This window comes from Enterobacter wuhouensis (assembly GCF_004331265.1).
Taxonomy (GTDB): domain Bacteria; phylum Pseudomonadota; class Gammaproteobacteria; order Enterobacterales; family Enterobacteriaceae; genus Enterobacter; species Enterobacter wuhouensis.
Window position 1 is genome coordinate 210,306 of record NZ_SJOO01000005.1, and the last position, 19,885, is coordinate 230,190.

General features: G+C 53.4%; 21 protein-coding genes. 16 read left to right on the plus strand and 5 right to left on the minus strand.

Annotated features, from left to right (window positions below):
• Positions 1-43 precede the first annotated feature (43 nt).
• The 5 genes from E0L20_RS13710 (at position 44) to E0L20_RS13730 (ending at position 5,543) form a co-directional block, all read left to right on the plus strand.
• Positions 44-721: a fimbrial biogenesis chaperone gene (locus E0L20_RS13710; protein WP_131634418.1), complete on the plus strand. Its 678-nt coding sequence runs from the start codon at positions 44-46 to the stop codon at positions 719-721.
• A gap of 40 nt (positions 722-761) precedes the next feature.
• The gene (locus E0L20_RS13715) at positions 762-3,293 is read left to right on the plus strand and encodes a fimbria/pilus outer membrane usher protein (protein ID WP_131634520.1); all 2,532 of its coding nucleotides are present in this window, start codon (positions 762-764) and stop codon (positions 3,291-3,293) included.
• Positions 3,294-3,330: 37 nt separating this feature from the next.
• The gene (locus E0L20_RS13720) at positions 3,331-4,341 is read left to right on the plus strand and encodes a fimbrial protein (RefSeq protein WP_131634419.1); all 1,011 of its coding nucleotides are present in this window, start codon (positions 3,331-3,333) and stop codon (positions 4,339-4,341) included.
• A 35-nt stretch (positions 4,342-4,376) separates the two neighbouring features.
• Positions 4,377-4,862, plus strand: a complete 486-nt coding sequence (locus E0L20_RS13725) for a fimbrial protein (protein ID WP_427854510.1) — start codon at positions 4,377-4,379, stop codon at positions 4,860-4,862.
• A gap of 69 nt (positions 4,863-4,931) precedes the next feature.
• Positions 4,932-5,543: a helix-turn-helix transcriptional regulator gene (locus E0L20_RS13730; RefSeq protein ID WP_242673406.1), complete on the plus strand. Its 612-nt coding sequence runs from the start codon at positions 4,932-4,934 to the stop codon at positions 5,541-5,543.
• Here E0L20_RS13730 and fdhF read toward each other — a convergent pair.
• The 4 genes from fdhF to ycgZ form a co-directional block, all read right to left on the minus strand.
• Positions 5,520-7,670 carry a formate dehydrogenase subunit alpha gene (gene fdhF / locus E0L20_RS13735; RefSeq protein WP_131634422.1) on the minus strand — a complete coding sequence of 717 codons (2,151 nt, stop codon included), beginning with the start codon at positions 7,668-7,670 and terminating at the stop codon, positions 5,520-5,522. The two genes, E0L20_RS13730 and fdhF, sit on opposite strands and share 24 nt — an antisense overlap.
• Positions 7,671-7,862: 192 nt before the next feature.
• Positions 7,863-8,141 carry a biofilm development regulator YmgB/AriR family protein gene (locus E0L20_RS13740; protein WP_131634423.1) on the minus strand — a complete coding sequence of 93 codons (279 nt, stop codon included), beginning with the start codon at positions 8,139-8,141 and terminating at the stop codon, positions 7,863-7,865.
• 29 nt (positions 8,142-8,170) lie between these two features.
• The gene (locus tag E0L20_RS13745; protein WP_131634424.1) at positions 8,171-8,491 is read right to left on the minus strand and encodes a hypothetical protein; all 321 of its coding nucleotides are present in this window, start codon (positions 8,489-8,491) and stop codon (positions 8,171-8,173) included.
• A 3-nt stretch (positions 8,492-8,494) separates the two neighbouring features.
• Positions 8,495-8,734 carry a regulatory protein YcgZ gene (gene ycgZ, locus E0L20_RS13750; protein WP_131634425.1) on the minus strand — a complete coding sequence of 80 codons (240 nt, stop codon included), beginning with the start codon at positions 8,732-8,734 and terminating at the stop codon, positions 8,495-8,497.
• Positions 8,735-9,074: 340 nt separating this feature from the next.
• Here ycgZ and E0L20_RS13755 point away from each other — a divergent pair, with 340 nt between their 5' ends.
• From E0L20_RS13755 to ldtE, 11 genes are all read left to right on the plus strand, one after another.
• Positions 9,075-10,295, plus strand: coding sequence for a diguanylate phosphodiesterase (locus tag E0L20_RS13755; RefSeq protein ID WP_131634426.1), 1,221 nt, complete (start codon positions 9,075-9,077; stop codon positions 10,293-10,295).
• A gap of 189 nt (positions 10,296-10,484) precedes the next feature.
• Complete coding sequence (locus E0L20_RS13760) at positions 10,485-11,213, plus strand: MerR family transcriptional regulator (protein WP_131634427.1); 729 nt, start codon at positions 10,485-10,487, stop codon at positions 11,211-11,213.
• A gap of 147 nt (positions 11,214-11,360) precedes the next feature.
• Positions 11,361-11,729, plus strand: a complete 369-nt coding sequence (locus E0L20_RS13765) for a hypothetical protein (RefSeq protein ID WP_131634428.1) — start codon at positions 11,361-11,363, stop codon at positions 11,727-11,729.
• The gene (locus E0L20_RS13770) at positions 11,729-12,235 is read left to right on the plus strand and encodes a YqhG/Tai3 family protein (protein ID WP_131634429.1); all 507 of its coding nucleotides are present in this window, start codon (positions 11,729-11,731) and stop codon (positions 12,233-12,235) included. Before E0L20_RS13765 ends, E0L20_RS13770 begins: the two co-directional genes overlap by 1 nt.
• A gap of 513 nt (positions 12,236-12,748) precedes the next feature.
• Entirely contained in the window at positions 12,749-13,117 is a 369-nt protein-coding gene (gene sufA / locus E0L20_RS13775) for a Fe-S cluster assembly scaffold SufA (RefSeq protein ID WP_131634430.1), read from the plus strand.
• A gap of 8 nt (positions 13,118-13,125) precedes the next feature.
• Complete coding sequence (sufB, locus tag E0L20_RS13780) at positions 13,126-14,616, plus strand: Fe-S cluster assembly protein SufB (protein ID WP_131634431.1); 1,491 nt, start codon at positions 13,126-13,128, stop codon at positions 14,614-14,616.
• Positions 14,617-14,625: 9 nt separating this feature from the next.
• Positions 14,626-15,372 carry a Fe-S cluster assembly ATPase SufC gene (sufC, locus tag E0L20_RS13785; RefSeq protein ID WP_131634432.1) on the plus strand — a complete coding sequence of 249 codons (747 nt, stop codon included), beginning with the start codon at positions 14,626-14,628 and terminating at the stop codon, positions 15,370-15,372.
• Positions 15,347-16,615, plus strand: coding sequence for a Fe-S cluster assembly protein SufD (gene sufD / locus E0L20_RS13790; RefSeq protein ID WP_131634433.1), 1,269 nt, complete (start codon positions 15,347-15,349; stop codon positions 16,613-16,615). The genes sufC and sufD overlap by 26 nt, the downstream gene beginning before the upstream one ends.
• The gene (sufS, locus tag E0L20_RS13795) at positions 16,612-17,832 is read left to right on the plus strand and encodes a cysteine desulfurase SufS (protein WP_131634434.1); all 1,221 of its coding nucleotides are present in this window, start codon (positions 16,612-16,614) and stop codon (positions 17,830-17,832) included. The genes sufD and sufS overlap by 4 nt, the downstream gene beginning before the upstream one ends.
• A gap of 14 nt (positions 17,833-17,846) precedes the next feature.
• Positions 17,847-18,263, plus strand: a complete 417-nt coding sequence (sufE, locus tag E0L20_RS13800; RefSeq protein WP_131634435.1) for a cysteine desulfuration protein SufE — start codon at positions 17,847-17,849, stop codon at positions 18,261-18,263.
• A gap of 97 nt (positions 18,264-18,360) precedes the next feature.
• Entirely contained in the window at positions 18,361-19,374 is a 1,014-nt protein-coding gene (ldtE, locus tag E0L20_RS13805) for a L,D-transpeptidase LdtE (RefSeq protein ID WP_131634436.1), read from the plus strand.
• 60 nt (positions 19,375-19,434) lie between these two features.
• Here the strand turns inward: ldtE and lpp are convergent, their stop codons facing one another.
• The gene (lpp, locus tag E0L20_RS13810; RefSeq protein WP_001082307.1) at positions 19,435-19,671 is read right to left on the minus strand and encodes a murein lipoprotein Lpp; all 237 of its coding nucleotides are present in this window, start codon (positions 19,669-19,671) and stop codon (positions 19,435-19,437) included.
• Between the last annotated feature and the right edge of the window lie 214 nt (positions 19,672-19,885).

Sequence of the window (19,885 nt, forward strand, 5' to 3'; positions counted from 1 at the left end):
GCTGAAGGGGGGCATTCGCTGCCCCCTGTTTTTGAGGTATGAAATGAATTTTATTAGCAAAACCTTGCTGATTGCCGCGGCTCTCACAGCGTCGCTGACGAATGCCTGCGCCGGCGTCATTATTGGCGGCACGCGGGTCATCTTCGACGGTGCCAAAAAAGAGGCGTCTATCGGCGTCAATAACGCAGATGCGACCCCTTATTTAATCCAGTCATGGGTTGATATGCCGGAGGGTAATGCTAATAAAGCCCCATTTATTGTTACGCCGCCTTTATATCGTCTGGATGCCGGTCAGCAAAATATCGAGCGTATTTTGATTACGGGTGTTTTGCCGCAGGATAAGGAAAGCCTGTTCTGGCTGAATATTAAAGCCATACCCTCAGCATCAAAGCAGGCTAACGCACTACAAATTGCCGTTAAAACCCGCATTAAGCTCATCTACCGGCCAGACAGCCTGAAAGGTTCTACGCCTGAAGAGCAGGCGGATAAATTAACCTGGTCGCGTAGCGGGAATAAACTCCAGGTCACCAATCCATCGCCTTACGTCATTAACTTTAATGAAATAAGCGTGGGGGCTAAACAGCTGGAGAATGTTACCTGGGTCGCACCCGGCGCGGTAGCGGTATTTGCACTGCCCGCAGGAGTTAATAGCAATCAGATCACGTTCAAGGTGATTAACGACTATGGCAGCCCCGGCGTCGCGCATCAGGCCAGCCTGTAATTTTGCAAGCGGCCTCTTTTATTGAGTCAGGTTTACGATGATGGCAACGATAAATAATAAGATGCAGCCCGCGCGTCTGGGGATATATATCGCCCTGGCGCTGGTGAACACAACGCATGCAGTGAATGCGCGTGATGTGTTTAATGCCGAACTGGTTGAGCTGGACAATCCTGGCGCAGGTAAAGCTGATTTATCTGCGTTCGAAATGGGATCTCAGGCACCGGGGAAATACCACGTTGACATCATCCTTGACGACCAGCTCATGGAGACAACTGATATCGAGTTTACCTCCGCAAAAGGGGAAGACGAGGTGGGAAGCCTGCAGCCCTGCCTGAGCGTAGCGCAGCTCAAAAAATGGGGAGTCAAAACCGCGCTTTTTCCCGACCTGGCGCGTGGAGATCCTCCCTGCGCAAACCTGCAGGCCATCCCGCAGGCCAGCACTGAATTTCAGTTTGGCGCGCAGCGACTGCTGATCGGCATTCCACAGGCGGCAATTGATCTTCCTGCCCGAGGATATGTTTCACCGGAGTTATGGGATGAGAGGATCGCCGCCGCGATGCTGAACTACAGCCTGAGCGGCGCGAACGCATGGAGCAAAGGGGGGCAAGCCGCTACCAGCGACAGCCGGTATGCCAACCTGCGTCCCGGGATCAATATCGGACCGTGGCGGCTGCGCAACTACACCACCTGGTCGCGTGATGATGCCGGTCAGAACGCGTGGGATACGGTTTATACCTATGCGCAACGCGCCGTTATCCCCCTGAAAGCACAGCTCACCTTAGGCGACAGCTCGGCGCCTGCCGACGTGTTCGACAGTATGCCCTTTCGCGGCGGACAGCTCGCTTCCGATGACGACATGCTGCCTGACTCCTTGAAAGGCTATGCCCCGGTGGTGCGCGGTATTGCCCGAACCAATGCTCAGGTGGTTGTCCGACAGAACGGATATCAGATCTACCAGACCTATGTGGCGCCTGGCGCTTTCGAGATTACGGATATGTACCCCACGGGAGGGGCAGGCGATCTGGATGTCACCGTTAAGGAAGCCGACGGGAGCGAACAGCGCTTCACGATACCCTATGCATCGTTACCGGTTTTGCAGCGGGAAGGACGGGTCAAGTATGCCTTTACCGGCGGGCAATACCGGTCCTATAACCACCGTGTTGAAAAGACGCCTTTTGGGCAGATCGCGGGAATTTACGGCTTGCCGTACGGTATAACCCTTTACGGCGGCCTGCAGGGATCCAGTAAATACCAATCGATCGCAATGGGTGTCGGCAAAAATATGGGCGGTTTGGGCGCCCTGTCCGCAGACGTGACGCAGGGCTGGTCAACGCCGCAAGGAGTTGAGAAATCCAGCGGGCAGTCGTGGCGTGCCCGGTACAGTAAAAACGTTGTCGAAACAGGCACCCACTTTGCGATTGCCGGCTATCGCTACTCCACCAGCGGTTATTACGGCATGCAGGAGGTGCTGGATTCATACGGTGACAGCAGCGCGCTTCAGGACCGGCGTCGAAATCGGGCAGAGCTGACGATGAGCCAGGCGCTGGGCAGCGGTTTTGGATCGCTAACGCTGAGTGCAGCACGGGAAGACTACTGGAATTCCGGCCGGTCGATGTCGTCATACAGCCTTGGGTATAACAATTACTGGCGAAATATCAGCTACGGGCTGACCTGGACATACGGTAAAAACGCCAGCGCCGGTTCACATGACAGCCAGAAACGGTACGACGAAGATCGGCTTCTGGCCTTTACCGTCAGCATCCCCCTGGACAGATTTTTGCCGCAGACGTGGGCTAACTACGGCATGAATGCCAGCAAGAATAACGGAACCACGCACAATGTTGGTCTGAATGGCGTGGCGCTAGCGAATAACGCATTGAGCTGGAATATCCAACAGGGATATGGAACAAATTCCGCCGGGGATACCGGTAATATAAACGGAACCTACAAAGGCAAGTATGGCGAAATGACGGCCGGTTACGGCTACGACCGAAACAGTGAACGCCTAAATTATGGATTTCAGGGGGGAATCGTTGCGCATTCAGAAGGCGTCACGTTGGCACAACCTCTGGGTGAAACGAATGTGCTCATAAATACCCGCGGCGCGCCTGACGTTGGAGTGACGAATATGACTGGGGTGACGACCGATTACCGTGGCTATGCCGTTGGCCAAAATCTTATGCCTTATCGAAAAAATGATGTTTCATTGATGACCGAGACGGTACCAACACATGTTGAGCTGAACCAGACCATAAAAACGGTTATCCCTACGCGAGGGGCTATCGTTCGGGCAGATTACAAGACAAGTATGGGGATCCGTATGCTCATCACCCTGACACAGCAGAACGGTAAACGTGTTCCTTTTGGCGCGATAGCCAATGCCACAGGTGTGAATAATAGCGAATCAATTGTTGGAGATAATGGTCAGGTCTACTTAACGGGATTAGACCCTAATGTAGAGGTCAGCGTGCAGTGGAAAGATAAGACAGAACAAACTTGTCGCGTAAGGTATTTAGTCAGCAAGGAAGAGCAACAGCAGGATATTGTTCTCACAAATCTGCAGTGCCGCTGATGAAAATTATCGATGCATTATGAACACGGGTACGAATATGTCATTTATTAAAAATAAACTGTGGGTGTTTTTGTGTTTATTCCCTACGTTGAGTTATGCCTGTACCTTTAGTTTTATCGGTTCACCCTTTACCGTTAACTATGGCGATATAGTTGTTCAGCGCGATGTAGCCGTCGGCCAGGCGATCAGTAACGAAATCTATGGGGCGATGGCGCATGCCTTTACGTGTAAGGCGACGGGCAATGAGGGCTCAACCGCCGGGATGAAAAGCGTCGTTCTGACCTATGCGTTTACGTCATCGAGTGGGCGCAGAGTCTATAATACCAACCTGGCGGGAGTAGGTATTTCATTTGGATATAATGAAAACAGTATGGCAGGCAGTTCCAGCTTCTCCGGCGTGAGCTATATGGACGGCGGTAATTTGCTCACGTTCAGCTGGAGCTCCAACCCAGACGATCTTGATATCAGTAATTTCCAGCCCGTCATCCAGCTTTGGAAAACCGGAAATATTACGTCGGGTTCACTGACTGGACAGTTAGCCTCTTTTATTGCCTACACCGAACAGTATCGCGGCGGGGAACTGGCAGGAGAAATTCCGATCAATGCGGGAACGGGCTCCGTTACCCAGGTTGCCTGTGCGGTTAAAACGTCAAATATTTTATTTCAAATGGGGGATATTGCTGAGAGTGCATTTGGAAACAATGTTGGACCCGCTACTCAGGTGCCCCAAAAGACGCAGAGCCTTATTCTGGACTGTGACGCGGGTGCAAATATCAATCTGACATTAACGGGAGTGCAAGATCCCGACGCCAGTGATACCAGCGTATTGGCCTTAACCGATCGGGGGAGCGTGGGGATGGCAAGCGGGTTAGGCGTTCAGCTACTTTATAATAATGCGCCTCTCAGTTTAAACACGAATATTGTGCTGAAACAGTCATCCGGTGGCGTCGAAATGTTTCCTCTGACCGCGCGTTATTATCAGACGAATACCTCTGTATCTACCGGGATCGCGAACGCTTCCGCAACGCTTAACTTAACCTATCAATAGGGGCGACGATGAATATAAAAATATTTATTTTCTTGATGACCATTATATTCTCATTATCCGGAGCCGCGAGTGATAATGTTGATGTTAATATTACAGGGCGCGTTGTGGCATCACCCTGTATTTTCAATGGCGGAAATTCAAACCTCAATATTGATCTCGGCAACATTCAGGCCACTAATATGGCGACGCCGGGATCGGCGTCCGATCCGGTGTCTTTCAACCTGTTATTTACCCGTTGCCCGTCAGGCACCCGGAGCGTAACGGCGTCATTCGCTGGCGCACCCGATCCGGTCGCCGGGGCGGATTACTACATGAATAGCGGCACTGCGACAAACGTGGCGATTGCCATGAAGGAAGCAGGAAGCGGTGCACTTAAGGGAACGGGAACCCGTATCACACAAAATATTGCTGCAGACAGAACGGCAACCATGGCGATGGAGGCCTGGGTTAAATCGGTTACCGGCGGCGCAACGCCGGGCACTATTCGTGCCGTCGTGGTTCTCACTCTGCAGTACAACTGAACGTTCCGGCGTTACTTTGCCAGCGTAAGGGCGCGATGAATGGTGAATATACTTATCAATGAGTCCAATATGTTTTTACAGTTTGGGCTTACGAAACTGTTTACGGATACGTTGTCACAATTAACAAAACAAGACCTGTGTTTTGACTCTTGTTTTACCGCCAAAGGCGTAAGAGCGGCTGACGTTATCGTTCTCTCCCTCTGTGCGGGAGAGTATCTGACCTGTTTTCCTGAGCTACAGGAACGAAAAAAAGGGTTCGTGATTGGGCTTGTTGAAGACCTTAACCTGGTGAATGCGCTGCCGGATTGCTTTCAGGACGTCATTTTCATTTCGCGTCGAGCGACGCTTTCTGAGTTTACCGAGGCTCTTACGCACGCCTGGCAGAGAGGCATTGTTCAGAGTGACTCAGGATCGATGATGTCGTGCATCGACTGCCAGCAGAATAAATTATCGCCTCAGCAGGCCCGCATTATCCTTGGTTTTTATCGAGGGCTGTCGGTCGCCAAAATAGCCGATGAATTAAGCGTCAGTGATAAAACCGTATTTACGCATAAATATATAATTATGAATAAGTTCAGGCTGCGCAGCGACTATGAACTGGTATCGCTGCTTAACAAGGTAGCCAATGCAAAGAGGCTCGCACTGCGAGCCTCTGCCTTAAACGTTTACCGCGCTGATTAACCGCGTCTTCATCGTCTGATAGGCTGACGCCGCAAAATCCTCCGCCCAGCGCTGATCCTCAATCGCCTCCAGCTGCACCGCGCAGTACTTCGTTTCCGGCGTTTTGGATACAGGGTCAAGGTTATCCTGCGTCAGCTCGTTGCAGGCGCCGATCCACCATTGATAGGTCATATAGACGGCCCCAGCGTTAATACGCTCGCTGATGCTGGCCCGGGTAATGACCTTGCCCCTGCGTGACCGCACCCACACCAGCTGGCCGTCGGCAATGGCCAGCTTATCCGCGTCGGCAGGGTTCATCTGAACGCGTCCCGGCTCGTCGGCCAGGCTTTGCAGCGCGGCACAGTTGCCGGTCATTGAACGACAGGAGTAGTGGCCGACCTCGCGGACGGTACACAGCACCAGCGGATAGTCCTCATCCGGCGTTTCAGCCGGCGCGCGCCAGGCGGCGGCAAACAGCTGACCTTTGCCCGTCGGGGTGTCGAACTGATTGTCTTTGTACAGGTACGGCGTGCCGGGGTGATCGAGCGTCGGACACGGCCACTGAACGTGGCCCATCTCGCCCATCTTTTCGTAGGTCACGCCGTAAAAAAGCGGACACAGCTCGCGCATCTCATCCCAGATCTGCTGGTCAGAATCGTAATGCATCGGGTAGCCCATTTCGGCAGCCAGCAGGCAAATGATTTCCCAGTCGCGCTTCACGTTGCCGCTGGCTTCAACAGCCTTGCCAAAACGCTGGAAGCCGCGATCGGCGCAGGTAAAGACGCCGCCGTGTTCCCCCCATGACGTGGCGGGGAACAGAACGTCCGCCACCTCTGCCGTTTTGGTCATAAAGATGTCCTGAACCACCACGAAATCGAGCGCCTCAAACCCGCGACGAACCAGGCCCAGATCGGCCTCCGTCTGCAGCGGATCTTCCCCCATGATGTAGTACGCTTTAATTTTACCCTCAAGCGCGAGGTGCGGGACCTCGGTGATGCGCGTGCCGACGCGATCGTCCATTTTGCTAACGTCTATCTTCCAGGCATCGGCAAATTTTTGCCTGACCGCCAGGTCGGTAACTTCCTGATAGCCGGGAAACATGTTTGGCAACACGCCCATGTCGCACGCGCCCTGAACGTTGTTCTGGCCGCGGACCGGGCCAACGCCCACCGCCGGGCGGCCGAGGTTGCCGGTCAGTAAGGCCAGGCTGGACAAGCCTTTCACTACATCCACCGCCTGACCAAACTGCGTGACGCCCATGCCCCACATCACCGTGGCGGACGGTGCGGCAGCAAAGGTACGCATCGCCTGGCGCACGTCGCGCGCCGGAATACCCGTCAGATGTTCGACGTTTTCAGGGGCGTAGTCTTTAACCGTCTGGCGATAGGCTTCAAGCCCTTCCGTAAAGCGCGCAACATAATTTTTATCGTATAACTCCTCGTCAAGCAGCACGTAGCCAAACGCGTTCACCAGCGCCATATTGCTGCCGTTGTTGAGCTGCAAATGCTGGTCGGCAATGCGTGCCGTCTCAATGCGGCGCGGATCGCAGACGATGATCTTTGCGCCGTTTTCACGGGCTTTCAGCACGCGGCGGGCAACGATAGGGTGCGAATCGGCGCAGTTATAGCCGAACACCAGCAGGCATTTTGAGTTTTCGATGTCGTTGATTGAATTGCTCATCGCACCGTTGCCCAGCGTTTCCTGTAAACCCGCCACGGAAGGGCCATGACAGACGCGGGCGCAGCAGTCGACGTTGTTGGTGTTGAGCACCGCGCGGGCAAACTTCTGCATCACAAAGTTAGTTTCATTCCCCGTGCCCCTGGAGGAGCCCGTCGTCATGATTGACCGCGGGCCAAACTGTTCCTTAATGCTTTTAAGTTTCTGGGCGGTATAGCGGATAGCCTCTTCCCAGGTGACGGGAGTCAATGCCTCTCCTTTGCTGTAGCGGATCATCGGTTGCGTCAGGCGGGGAGTCAGCAGGCGAGTATCGTTAAGGAAGTCCCAACCGTAAAATCCTTTCAGACATAACGTACCCTGATTGGTCACGCCGTTTGCCGCTTCGGCACGGATAATACGGTTATTTTCCAAGATGAGATTGAGTTTGCAGCCCGCTCCACAGTAGGGGCAGACGGTGGCGATTTTTTTCATCAATAACAGACCTGTTAAGAAATGAAGCGATAAATAACTGGATAGCCCAGTCCCGTAAAGGGTACTAAGCAGGATCTATGCCACATTGACTTTTCAGGTTTAGCGGGGCGTTACGGGAGGGGAGAGCGTGTCATCGTCAGAAGGGTCGTCAGAAGTGACGATGACACGTAGCAGACGGTGAAAGACGAAACGTTAAAGATCGTCCATCGTATAGCCCACGACAATCTCTAAGGTTTTGCGGATAACGTCGGCCTTTACCACATCGTCCGTCACTTCCAGCGTCTGGATCAGCCACAGAATAATGGCCTTATTGGTTAAATGTCCTTCCGAGGCAAGGACACAGCGTACTGCAGTAGAAAAAACAGCGGACTCTTCAGCAAATCGCTCGCCAGCATGGCGAAAATATTCCGATAACGCACTATCCAGGAAAGCGGAATGGTATTCGGGTTGAAGCTGAATATTTTGTCTCATTTGTTCTCACCGTAGCTGTAAGGTTGTAGTCAATGTATTTTCTTGGGGTCGGACGGTTTTCCTTTTCCAAATAAAGGCACTACATTGTCTCTGTTATGTTTAAGAGATCCCTCTCTTACGTTTCGTCCTTGTGCGGTTCTGTGACGTTTAAAGTCGATGGTGCTTGATCCAATTTCGGCAATCACCATCGCAAGTGTCTCCCGCCGCAGGGGATCCGTTTCATGCGCTTTCATGCTACGCAGACGCTGAACAAGACCATCGGTAGTAACAGGCCCGCGCTCTTTCAGTAATGAAAGAACGGCTTCACCGATTAGCTGGTCGATCAGTCGGTCTGCGTCACTGCTGTTCATACGTTACCGTTCAAAGAGCAGGCCAAGCAGCATGTGATAATGCTGTTCCTCGTCAGGGCCATCGGCCTTTTCGAGTCGACTTAAAAGTTTGGTGCAGAGCGATTTGCGATTGAGGTTTCGCCCGTCGCTAAGAATTTCAACAACCACCTGGCCCAGCGTCTCCTGCTGAGTAGGAAGCGCGGCTTTTTCGAAGTACTGCGCGATAGCTGCTGCTGAATCTGCGACATAACCGTTCTGGTTCATGTTTCGCTCCTGTAAAAATCTGTAATCAGTAACGTTACATTTAAGGTATACACTTTTTTTAAATCTGTACATGTAAAATGTACAGATTTTTAGAATTATTTGGATATATTTTATAATATTGTTATTTTTCATTGCGTTAAAGTTGTATTGTTTTACGGTATCGTTACAGGATATATTGTACAACAGTGGGTTGCGATAAAGAGTTGTACACGCCAATTGTAAACATACCAACCTGCGGTAACTTGTTGAGATGTAAATTATTTGTTAGGTAACTAATGTGCTATAAAAGAAGTCTACCCACGAAAAATCGTGGCTTATCCTATTAACCCCCAGGAATAGCATGCTAACGACCATCATTTACCGCAGTCATATCTGCGAGGACGTTCCAGTGAAAGCGCTGGAAGAAATGGTAGCTGCTGCAAACAGTAAAAATCGGCATTCCAATGTCACGGGGATCCTGCTTTTTAACGGCACACATTTTTTTCAACTGCTCGAAGGACCGCTGGAAGACGTAACGGCAATCTATCAGAATATTTGCCGCGATACGCGCCATCACAATGTGGTGGAATTATTGAGCGATCATGGTCCTAACCGCCGCTTCGGCAACGTGGGAATGGAGCTGTTCGATCTGCGTAAGTACGACAGAGACGAAGTGCTGCAGCAGGTGCTGGATAAGGGCACGACAAAGTATCAGCTGACCTATAACGATCGGGCTTTGCAGTTTTTCCGTACCTTTGTCGAAGCGACAGAAAAAGCGAACTATTTTGAGCTGCCTGAGGCAAATTCCTGGGACTTTATCCCTGAGGAGACGCCGCTGTCCTTACAGCCGGAAGTGGTTGCGAAAGGGGCGGACTGCAGTTTTGCTTTCCAGCCTATTGTCGATCCCTTCATGCAGCAGGTTGTCTCCTGGGAAGCGCTTATTCGCACCCGTTCCGGCGAATCGCCTGCCGCCTATTTTGACGCTCTGCCGCGTGAAGATGTGTATACAGCGGATTTGAAAAGCAAACAGATTGCGCTCTCGATGGCCAGCGCGCTTGGCCTGCAGGAGCAAACGCTCTCGCTCAACCTGCTGCCGATGACGATCGTAAATGTGCCAAATGCAGCGGACTTTTTGCTGACTGCCATCGAAGCGAATGGCTTTGTGCCGGAGCAGATCGTGGTGGAGTTTACGGAAAGCGAAGCCATTTCGCGCTTCGACGAGTTCACCCACTCCGTACGACAGTTAAAAAGCGCGGGCATCAGCGTGACGATCGACCACTTCGGGGCGGGTTTTGCCGGGCTACAGCTGCTGGCGCAGTTCCAGCCGGACAGAATTAAGATTAATCGCGATCTGATTGCCGATGTCCACAAGAGCGGCCCACGGCAGGCGATCGTTCAGGCGATCATCAAATGCTGCGCGTCGCTTGAAATTCAGTTCTGCGCCGTGGGCGTAGAGAAGCCTGAAGAGTGGATGTGGCTCGAGTCGGCGGGTATTTCGCAGTTTCAGGGCAACCTGTTTGCCAGCCCTCGGCTGGGCGGTATTCCTGCCATTGCCTGGCCTGAGAAAAAGTTCGGATTTTGACTAAGTTGTACGTTATCCTTCCGGGGTATCTGTACGAACGGTCAAATTTATACAACAATGTATTAACGAGTGGATGGTTTTATCCACCATCCCCTTGTCTCAGAACGAGGCGTTAGTTATACAAATGGTTTGTACAATCTGATAAGGTTGGTTTGGTTGGGTATGGAAGTATTGAGCGTGAGGGAGTTAATGGCCTATTACAGTATCGGCGAAGTGGCCGAACGATGCGGTATCAACCCCGTTACGCTGCGTGCCTGGCAGCGCCGTTATGGATTGTTGAAGCCGCAACGCAGCGAAGGGGGTCATCGTCAGTTTGACGACGAGGATATCCTGCGGATTGAAGAGATCAAGCGCCTGATGAAAAGCGGCGTCTCGGTCGGAAAAGTAAAAGCCTTGCTGGAAAACAAGGAAGTGATGACCCAGGGCAACTGGGCAACGTTCCAGGAGGAGATGTTAACGGTTCTGCGTTACGCCAGCCCGGCGAGGCTGCGTGCCAAAATAGGTGAGTTTCGTCGCGATCATTCGATGGATGCGCTTATCGATAATATTATCACTCCCGTTCGTCAGCGAATGAATCAGGACCAAAATACGGTACGTCATATGGCGAGCCTGCTTGACGGCGTGCTGATTGAGTTTGCCATTGCCAGCCTTGCGGAATCGCGCAAAAAGGCCGGAAAAGATGCGCTGCTGATTGGCTGGGAGTGTGATGACCGCACCCATCTGTGGCTCGAGGCTGCGCGCCTTGCCCATAAAGGCTGGCATATTGACGTTTTGGCTGAACCTATCGATTCACCTCGACCAGAACTCTTCCCTGGGCAAAATATCTTTGTCTGGACGGGACAGCCGCCTTCGCCTCGTCAGCAGGAACAGCTTGACCACTGGCGCGAACAGGGGTTCTCGGTTTCATTCCACCATTGATTTAAGGGGTCCGTGAGGGCCTTTTTTGTTTTTACTCCTCCTCGATTAACCTGCGCAAAATCTATCTAAAGAATAGGCATTTTTTATCCACAATAAATAAAGGGTTAACGTGATAATTTCATTCTTACTTACTTAAAGGAACTAAGAATGAGTTGGAATAAAGACGTTGCTATTTCGTATCTCAGATCGCACGCCCTGGGGCACTCGCATAGTGAATGCGCTAAGTTTACCCGCCTGGCCATCCTGGCTGGGGGGGTTAAAGTATCTAACACAGATTACGCAAAAGATTTTGGGGCGGAGTTATTGCGTGCAGGATTCAGTGAACTGCCGCCCGGTTCAACGTTAATTTCTGGCGATGTGGCTGTGATACAGCCTTACCCCGGTGGAAATGGCATAGGTCACATGACCATGTATGACGGCACGCGTTGGATTTCCGACTTTATTCAAAAAAGCATGTATCCGGGGCCTGGGTACCGCAAAATGCAACCATCCTTTAAAATTTACAGGATGCATTGATGAAAAGAGTATTTTTATCATTCGTTATTTTGTTGGTGGGATGTAGTTCGGCTGCCAATCGAGATCGGAGTGCGCAAGACGTTACCGAATCATTTTATAGATCCTATCTTTCCGCATTCGGCAGCGATGAAGCCAGGATTTATCCTGCCGACGAACTGCGTAAATATGTTTCTGCTGATACTGTTGCTCGCATCTGCGCCATACAGGAAATCTCTGAACAAGAGTTAATTGAGTCTGACTATTTTACGTATACCCAGGATTACTCTCGCCAATGGATACCTGCATTACGCGTGGAAGACGGAAGGCCATTTTTAAACGGTGAAGTCGTCCAGGTAACTGAGGGAACTGGCGGCGGGAGAAGCATACACCTTGAAGTATTTCTTCGTCGGGAAGATGATGCATGGAAAATCTATCGCGTTCGTGACGTCACGAACAATCACGAGCATCCAATATTTAGTGCCGGGGCAGTTGCCCAGGCAAAGGCCGCAGCAGAAAGCGGACTTTAAATCGTAGTCAGTATCAACCCCGGTTTTACATACCGGGGTTTTTCATTCTCTCTGTGTCCGCCATCCCGCGGGCTTTTTTCTGAACAAACGCTGACTGCCTGAAGTGCTGGCGATGCTATACGCGAACCCGTCAGAAGCATTACTCATTATTGCAATCATGGCTGGTGGTACTTTTGTCCGGTATTATCCGCACCCGTAAAAACTAACCTGCTGATTTAACAGTACTTGCCTGATTTCGCAGAAAGTCAAAAATCTATCTCAAAAATAGGCATTTCCGATGCATATTTTACCTTTCTACATATCACGCCGATTAAGTTAACAAAATCCATTATTTATCAATGCATTGAACAATTACGTCCATCCCGCCCGCATCTTCTGACAGGGTCTATGCTTAGTAAAAGCAGCCAAAAAGGGCGGTTTAGCCTAAAGCCCCTGCTCGTAAGGGGTTGAAGTGATAATCGTTATCACTAACATGGTGTTATGCCCCTGAGGCTTATTACACGAGGTGGACCTATGGAATTACATTCAGAAACCTTCAATCCGGCCGATTTCGCCTGGCGCGGCCTCACGCTCACGCCATCGGCTGCGGCGCATATCCACGAGCTGGTAGCGAAAAACCCCGATCTCCTTGGCGTGCGTCTGGGCGTGAAGCAAACCGGCTGTGCGGGTTTTGGCTACGTGCTGGATACGGTTACAGAGCCCGCAAAAGACGATCTGGTCTTTGAAACCGACGGCGCAAAGCTGTACGTCGCGCTTCAGGCGATGCCCTTCATTGACGGCACTGAAGTGGACTACGTGCGTGAAGGCTTAAATCAATTATTCAAATTTCATAACCCGAAAGCCCAGAACGAATGCGGCTGCGGCGAAAGCTTTGGGGTATAGGCGGTACTATGTCTCGTAATACTGAAGCAACGAGTGATGTAAATACCTGGGGCGGCGGACACCTTAATTACAAAGAAGGGTTCTTCACGCAGCTGCAGACCGACGAGCTGGCGAAAGGCATCAACGAAGATGTCGTGCGCGCCATCTCGGCTAAACGCAACGAGCCAGAGTGGATGCTCGAATTTCGCCTGAGCGCTTTCCGAGCCTGGCTCGAAATGGACGAGCCGCACTGGCTGAAGGCGCACTATGACAAGCTGAACTATCAGGATTACAGCTACTACTCCGCGCCGTCCTGCGGCAGCTGTGACGACACCTGCGCCTCGCAGCCCGGCGCGGTGCAGCAAACCGGAGCCGACAACAGCTTCCTGAGCAAAGAGGTTGAAGAGGCCTTTAACCAGCTTGGCGTGCCCGTACGAGAGGGGAAAGAGGTGGCGGTTGACGCCATTTTTGACTCCGTCTCGGTGGCAACAACGTACCGCGAGAAGCTGGCGGAGCAGGGGATCATTTTCTGCTCCTTCGGTGAAGCCATCCACGACCACCCGGAACTGGTGAAAAAGTACATCGGCACCGTCGTACCGAGCAACGATAACTTCTTTGCGGCGCTCAACGCGGCGGTGGCGTCCGACGGAACCTTTATCTACGTGCCCAAAGGCGTGCGCTGTCCAATGGAGCTGTCGACCTATTTCCGCATCAACGCGGAAAAAACCGGCCAGTTTGAACGCACCATTCTGGTGGCCGATGAAGGCAGCTACGTCAGCTATATCGAGGGCTGTTCCGCTCCGGTACGCGACAGCTATCAGCTGCACGCGGCGGTGGTGGAGGTCATCATTCACAAGGATGCTGAAGTAAAATACTCCACCGTGCAGAACTGGTTCCCGGGCGATGGTAATACCGGCGGCATCCTGAACTTCGTCACCAAGCGCGCGCTGTGCGAAGGCGAAAACAGCAAGATGTCCTGGACGCAGTCCGAGACCGGCTCCGCCATCACCTGGAAATACCCGAGCTGCATTCTGCGCGGGGATAACTCTATCGGCGAGTTTTACTCGGTGGCGCTGACCAGCGGACATCAGCAGGCCGATACCGGCACCAAGATGATCCACATCGGTAAAAACACCAAATCGACCATCATCTCGAAAGGGATCTCAGCCGGGCATAGCCAGAACAGCTACCGCGGGCTGGTGAAAATCATGCCGACGGCGACCAACGCGCGTAACTTCACCCAGTGTGACTCCATGCTGATAGGCGCTGACTGCGGCGCGCATACCTTCCCGTATGTGGAATGCCGCAACAACAGCGCCCAGCTTGAGCACGAGGCGACCACGTCGCGCATCGGTGAAGACCAGCTCTTCTACTGCCTGCAGCGCGGGATCAGCGAAGAAGATGCCATTTCAATGATTGTGAACGGCTTCTGTAAGGACGTATTTTCTGAGCTGCCGCTGGAATTCGCCGTTGAAGCACAAAAACTCCTCGCCATTAGTCTTGAACACAGCGTCGGTTAAGGAAAGTACATGTTAAGTATTAAAGATTTACAGGTTAGCGTGGAAGACAAAGAGATCCTGCGCGGTCTCAATTTTGAGGTCAAGCCGGGTGAAGTTCACGCCATCATGGGGCCAAACGGCTCCGGGAAAAGTACGCTTTCGGCGACGCTGGCAGGACGTGAAGATTATGAAGTGACGAGCGGCACGGTCGAGTTTAACGGCAAAGACCTGCTGGACATGTCGCCGGAAGATCGCGCCGGTGAGGGCATCTTCATGGCCTTCCAGTATCCGGTGGAAATCCCGGGCGTCAGCAACCAGTTCTTCCTGCAGACGGCGCTGAACGCGGTGCGGAAGTATCGCGGCCTGGACGCGCTGGACCGCTTCGACTTCCAGGACCTGATGGAAGAGAAGATCAAGCTGCTGAAAATGCCGGAAGATTTGCTGACCCGCTCCGTTAACGTCGGCTTCTCTGGCGGCGAGAAAAAGCGTAACGATATTCTGCAGATGGCGGTGCTTGAGCCCGAGCTGTGCATTCTCGATGAGACTGACTCCGGGCTGGATATCGACGCCCTGAAAATTGTCGCCGACGGGGTGAACGCCCTGCGCGACGGCAAGCGCTCGTTCATTATCGTGACGCACTACCAGCGTATTCTGGACTACATCAAGCCGGACTACGTCCACGTGCTTTACCAGGGGCGTATTGTGAAATCCGGCGATTTCACGCTGGTTAAACAACTGGAGGAGCAGGGTTATGGCTGGCTTACCGAACAGCAGTAATGCGCTCCAGCAGTGGCATCGTCTGTTTGAAGCGCAGGGTGAAAACCGGTCTGAACAGGCTCAGCAGCATCTTCAGCAGGTGCTGCGCCTGGGGTTGCCAACGCGCAAGCACGAGAACTGGAAATATACGCCGCTTGACGGCCTGCTGAACGGCGAATTTGTTACCCGCACGGCGATGATTGGTCAAAGCCAGCGTGACGCCCTGGCGCTGACCGTGGACGCGGTGCGTCTGGTGTTCGTTGACGGTGCGTACCGCCCGGAGCTGAGCGACGACGCTCAGGAGAGCGGGTTTGAGATCGCCGTTAACGACGAGCGCCAGGGGTTGACTACGGCAGTCCAGCCAGACGTGTTTCTTCACCTTACCGAAAGCCTGGCGCGGTCCGTAACCCATATCCGCGTGAAGCGTAATCAGCGCCCCGCAAAACCGCTGCTGCTGATGCACATCACCCAGGGGCTGGACGGGGATGAGATCAACACGGCGCACTATCGTCATCACCTTGAGCTGGCAGAGGGCGCGGAAGCGACGGTGCTGGAGCATTACGTCAGCCTCAACGAGACCCGTCACTTTACCGGGGCGCGCCTGACGATGAACGTGGCCGCCAATGCCCAGCTTCACCATATCAAGCTGGCGTTTGAGAATCCGGTCAGCCACCACTTCGCCCATAACGATATTTTGCTTGGGCAGGATGCGGCGGCCTTTAGCCACAGCTTTCTGCTCGGCGGCGCGGTGCTGCGTCACAACACCAGCACCCAGCTTAACGGCGAAAACACCACGCTGCGCATCAACAGCCTGGCGATGCCGGTGAAATCGGAAGTGTGCGATACCCGCACCTGGCTTGAACACAACAAAGGCTACTGCAACAGCCGCCAGCTGCACAAAACTATCGTCAGCGATAAAGGTCGTGCGGTGTTTAACGGCCTGATAAACGTGGCCCAGCACGCGATCAAAACCGACGGGCAGATGACCAACAACAATCTTTTGTTAGGGCGTCTGGCTGAGGTGGACACAAAACCGCAGCTGGAAATCTATGCCGATGACGTGAAGTGCAGCCACGGCGCAACGGTTGGGCGGATCGATGACGAACAGATGTTCTACCTGCGCTCCCGCGGCATCGATCGGCAGGCGGCGCAGAAGATGATTATCTACGCGTTTGCCGCCGAGCTGACGGAAGCGCTGCACGATGGCGTATTAAAACAGCAGGTGCTGGCGCGCATAGGCCAGCGTCTTGGAGGCGAAGCATGAGTTTTCCCGTAGAGAAAGTACGGGCAGGTTTTCCGGTTCTGACCCGTGAGGTGAACGGTCTGCCGCTGGCCTATCTCGACAGCGCTGCCAGCGCTCAGAAACCGAATCAGGTGGTGGACGCCGAGGCAGAATTCTATCGCCACGGCTACGCCGCCGTGCATCGCGGTATTCATACATTGAGCGCCGAGGCGACCCAGCGTATGGAGAACGTGCGCACGCAGGTGGCCGCTTTCCTGAATGCTCGCTCGCCGGAAGAGCTGGTGTTCGTGCGCGGCACCACCGAAGGGATCAACCTGGTCGCGAACAGCTGGGGCAACGCGCAGGTTCGCGCGGGCGATAACATCGTCATCACCCAGATGGAGCACCATGCCAATATCGTGCCGTGGCAGATGCTCTGTGAGCGCGTGGGTGCCCAGCTGCGGGTGATCCCGCTAAATGTAGACGGAACCCTGCAGCTCGAGCAGCTGGACGCCCTGCTGGATGCGCAGACGCGCCTGGTGGCGGTGACGCACGTCTCTAACGTGCTGGGCACGGAAAACCCGGTAGCGGAGATTATCGAGAAGGCGCACCGGGCGGGCGCGAAGGTGCTGATTGATGGCGCTCAGGCGGTGATGCACCACGCGGTTGACGTCCAGGTGCTGGACTGTGATTTTTACGTTTTCTCTGGCCACAAGCTGTACGGGCCGACCGGGATTGGCGTTCTGTATGTGAAGGAAGATATCCTGCAGGCAATGCCGCCGTGGGAAGGGGGCGGTTCGATGATTGCCACCGTCAGCCTGTCGGAAGGGACAACCTACGCGCGCGCGCCGTGGCGCTTCGAAGCCGGCACGCCCAATACCGGCGGTATCATCGGGCTGGGCGCGGCAATTTCATATGTTACGTCCATTGGCCTGGATGCCATTCAGGCGTACGAGCAGCAGCTGATGCGCTATGCGCTGCAGGCGCTTGCCGGCGTGCCGGATCTGACGCTCTACGGTCCGGCCGAGAGGCAGGGCGTTATTGCCTTCAACCTGGGCAAACACCACGCCTATGACGTGGGCAGTTTCCTGGATAACTACGGCGTCGCCGTGCGTACGGGCCACCACTGCGCGATGCCGCTAATGGCGTTTTACCAGGTGCCGGCAATGTGCCGCGCATCGCTGGTGATGTACAACACAACGGAAGAGGTCGATCGGCTGGTGGCGGGACTGAAGCGTATTCACCAGCTGCTGGGCTAACGGAGAGGCACACGATGGCAGAACTGCCGGACAGAGACAAACTGCTGCGCAACTTTGGGCGTTGCGCAAACTGGGAAGAAAAATACCTCTACATTATTGAGCTGGGGCAACGCCTGCCGCCTCTCAGCGAAGCGGCGCACAGCCCGGAGAATATTATTCAGGGCTGCCAGAGCCAGGTGTGGATTGTGATGGAGCAGGGACAAGACGGCGTGATTGAGCTGCAGGGCGACAGCGATGCCGCCATTGTAAAAGGGCTTATCGCCGTCGTGTTTATTCTCTATCACCAGATGTCGGCGCAGGATATCGTCGCGTTTGACGTTCGCCCGTGGTTTGAAAAAATGGCGCTGGCCCAACACCTCACTCCCTCCCGGTCGCAGGGTCTGGAAGCGATGATTCGCGGCATTCGCGCTAAAGCCGCAATCATTAGCTAGACTTACAGGACAGCATTCATTCTGTTTCGCGAGGTGGTTCCCGCCTCGCTGGTTTTTCAGCTTTCTGGCGTCCTGTCAGTGAATAAGGAATCTCAGCATGAAGCGCGCGTCTCTAATAACTCTATTACTCCTTGGTTCGCTCGGTGCTCTTAATTCGGCCAGAGCGGTAGATTATCCCTTGCCGCCCGCAGGCAGCCGCCTGATTGGGCAAAATCAGACCTACACGATCCAGGAAGGCGACAATAAGCTGCAGGCCATCGCCCGGCGGTTTAATACTGCAGCGCAGCTTATCCTTGAAACCAATAATACTATTGCACCGGTCAACCCTGCGCCGGGTACCGTCATTACCATCCCTTCACAAATGCTGCTGCCGGACACGCCGCGTGAAGGCATCGTGGTCAATCTCGCGGAGCTACGGCTGTACTATTTCCCGCCCGGGGAGAATATCGTTCAGGTGTTCCCGCTCGGTATCGGGCAGCTTGGGCTGGAAACGCCGGTCAGCACCACGCGCGTGAGTCAGAAAATCCCCAATCCTACCTGGACGCCGACAGCGGGCATCAGAGCCCGCTCGCTGGAGCAGGGAATAAAATTACCGCCAGTAGTACCCGCAGGGCCCAATAACCCGTTAGGGCGCTTTGCACTGCGTTTAGGCATCGGTAATGGGGAATATCTTATTCACGGGACCAGTGCACCGGACAGCGTGGGCCTGCGGGTCAGCTCGGGCTGTATGCGCATGAACGCGCCGGATATCAAAGCCCTGTTTGAACAGGTGCGCGTGGGGACGCGGGTACAGATTATCAACGAGCCGGTGAAATACGCCACCGAGCCGGACGGTAAACGTTATATCGAAGTCCATCGTCCGCTGGCGCAGGTTGAAGGCGAAAACCCGCAAATCTCGCCAATAACCCATTCCGCTGACTTTGCGACCTTTGTGTCCCAGGCGGGCAGCGATAAAGCGCTCATTGAAAAAGCCTTATCACGTCGCGCGGGGATCCCGGTTGCGGTATCGGCCGGTAGCGGCCCGTCAGCCAGCAATAGCGTGTTGTCGGTACAGAACAGTAGGGCGTCAGCCGCGGTAGCTGAAGACGAAGGGGAGAGGGTGACGCAGTAGCGGTTTACGACAGGCAAAAAAAATGGCGCACAATGTGCGCCATTTTATTAACAGGTACTATTACTTACGGTATTTAGTAGCCTGGTTGTCCAGACGCTGGTTAGCGCGAGCTGCGTCGTCTTTAGCAGCCTGAACGTCGGAACGCATTGCGTTCACGTCGTTGCTCAGCTGGTCAACTTTAGCGTTCAGAGTCTGAACGTCAGAAGACAGCTGATCGATTTTAGCGTTGCTGGAGCAACCTGCCAGCAGAGTAGAACCCAGGATTACCGCGCCCAGTACCAGTTTAGTACGATTCATTATTAATACCCTCTAGATTGAGTTAATCTCCATGTAGCGTTACAAGTATTACACAAACTTTTTTAGGTTGAGAATATTTTTTTGATGGGAATACGCCTATTTTTGATCGTTCGCTCAAAGAAACAACGAATTCGGCATTTTTGTCGAAAAAGCTATGTTAAAAAAGGCATTTTTCATCGGATTCATCTTAGATAAATCGCGATTAAATAGAAAA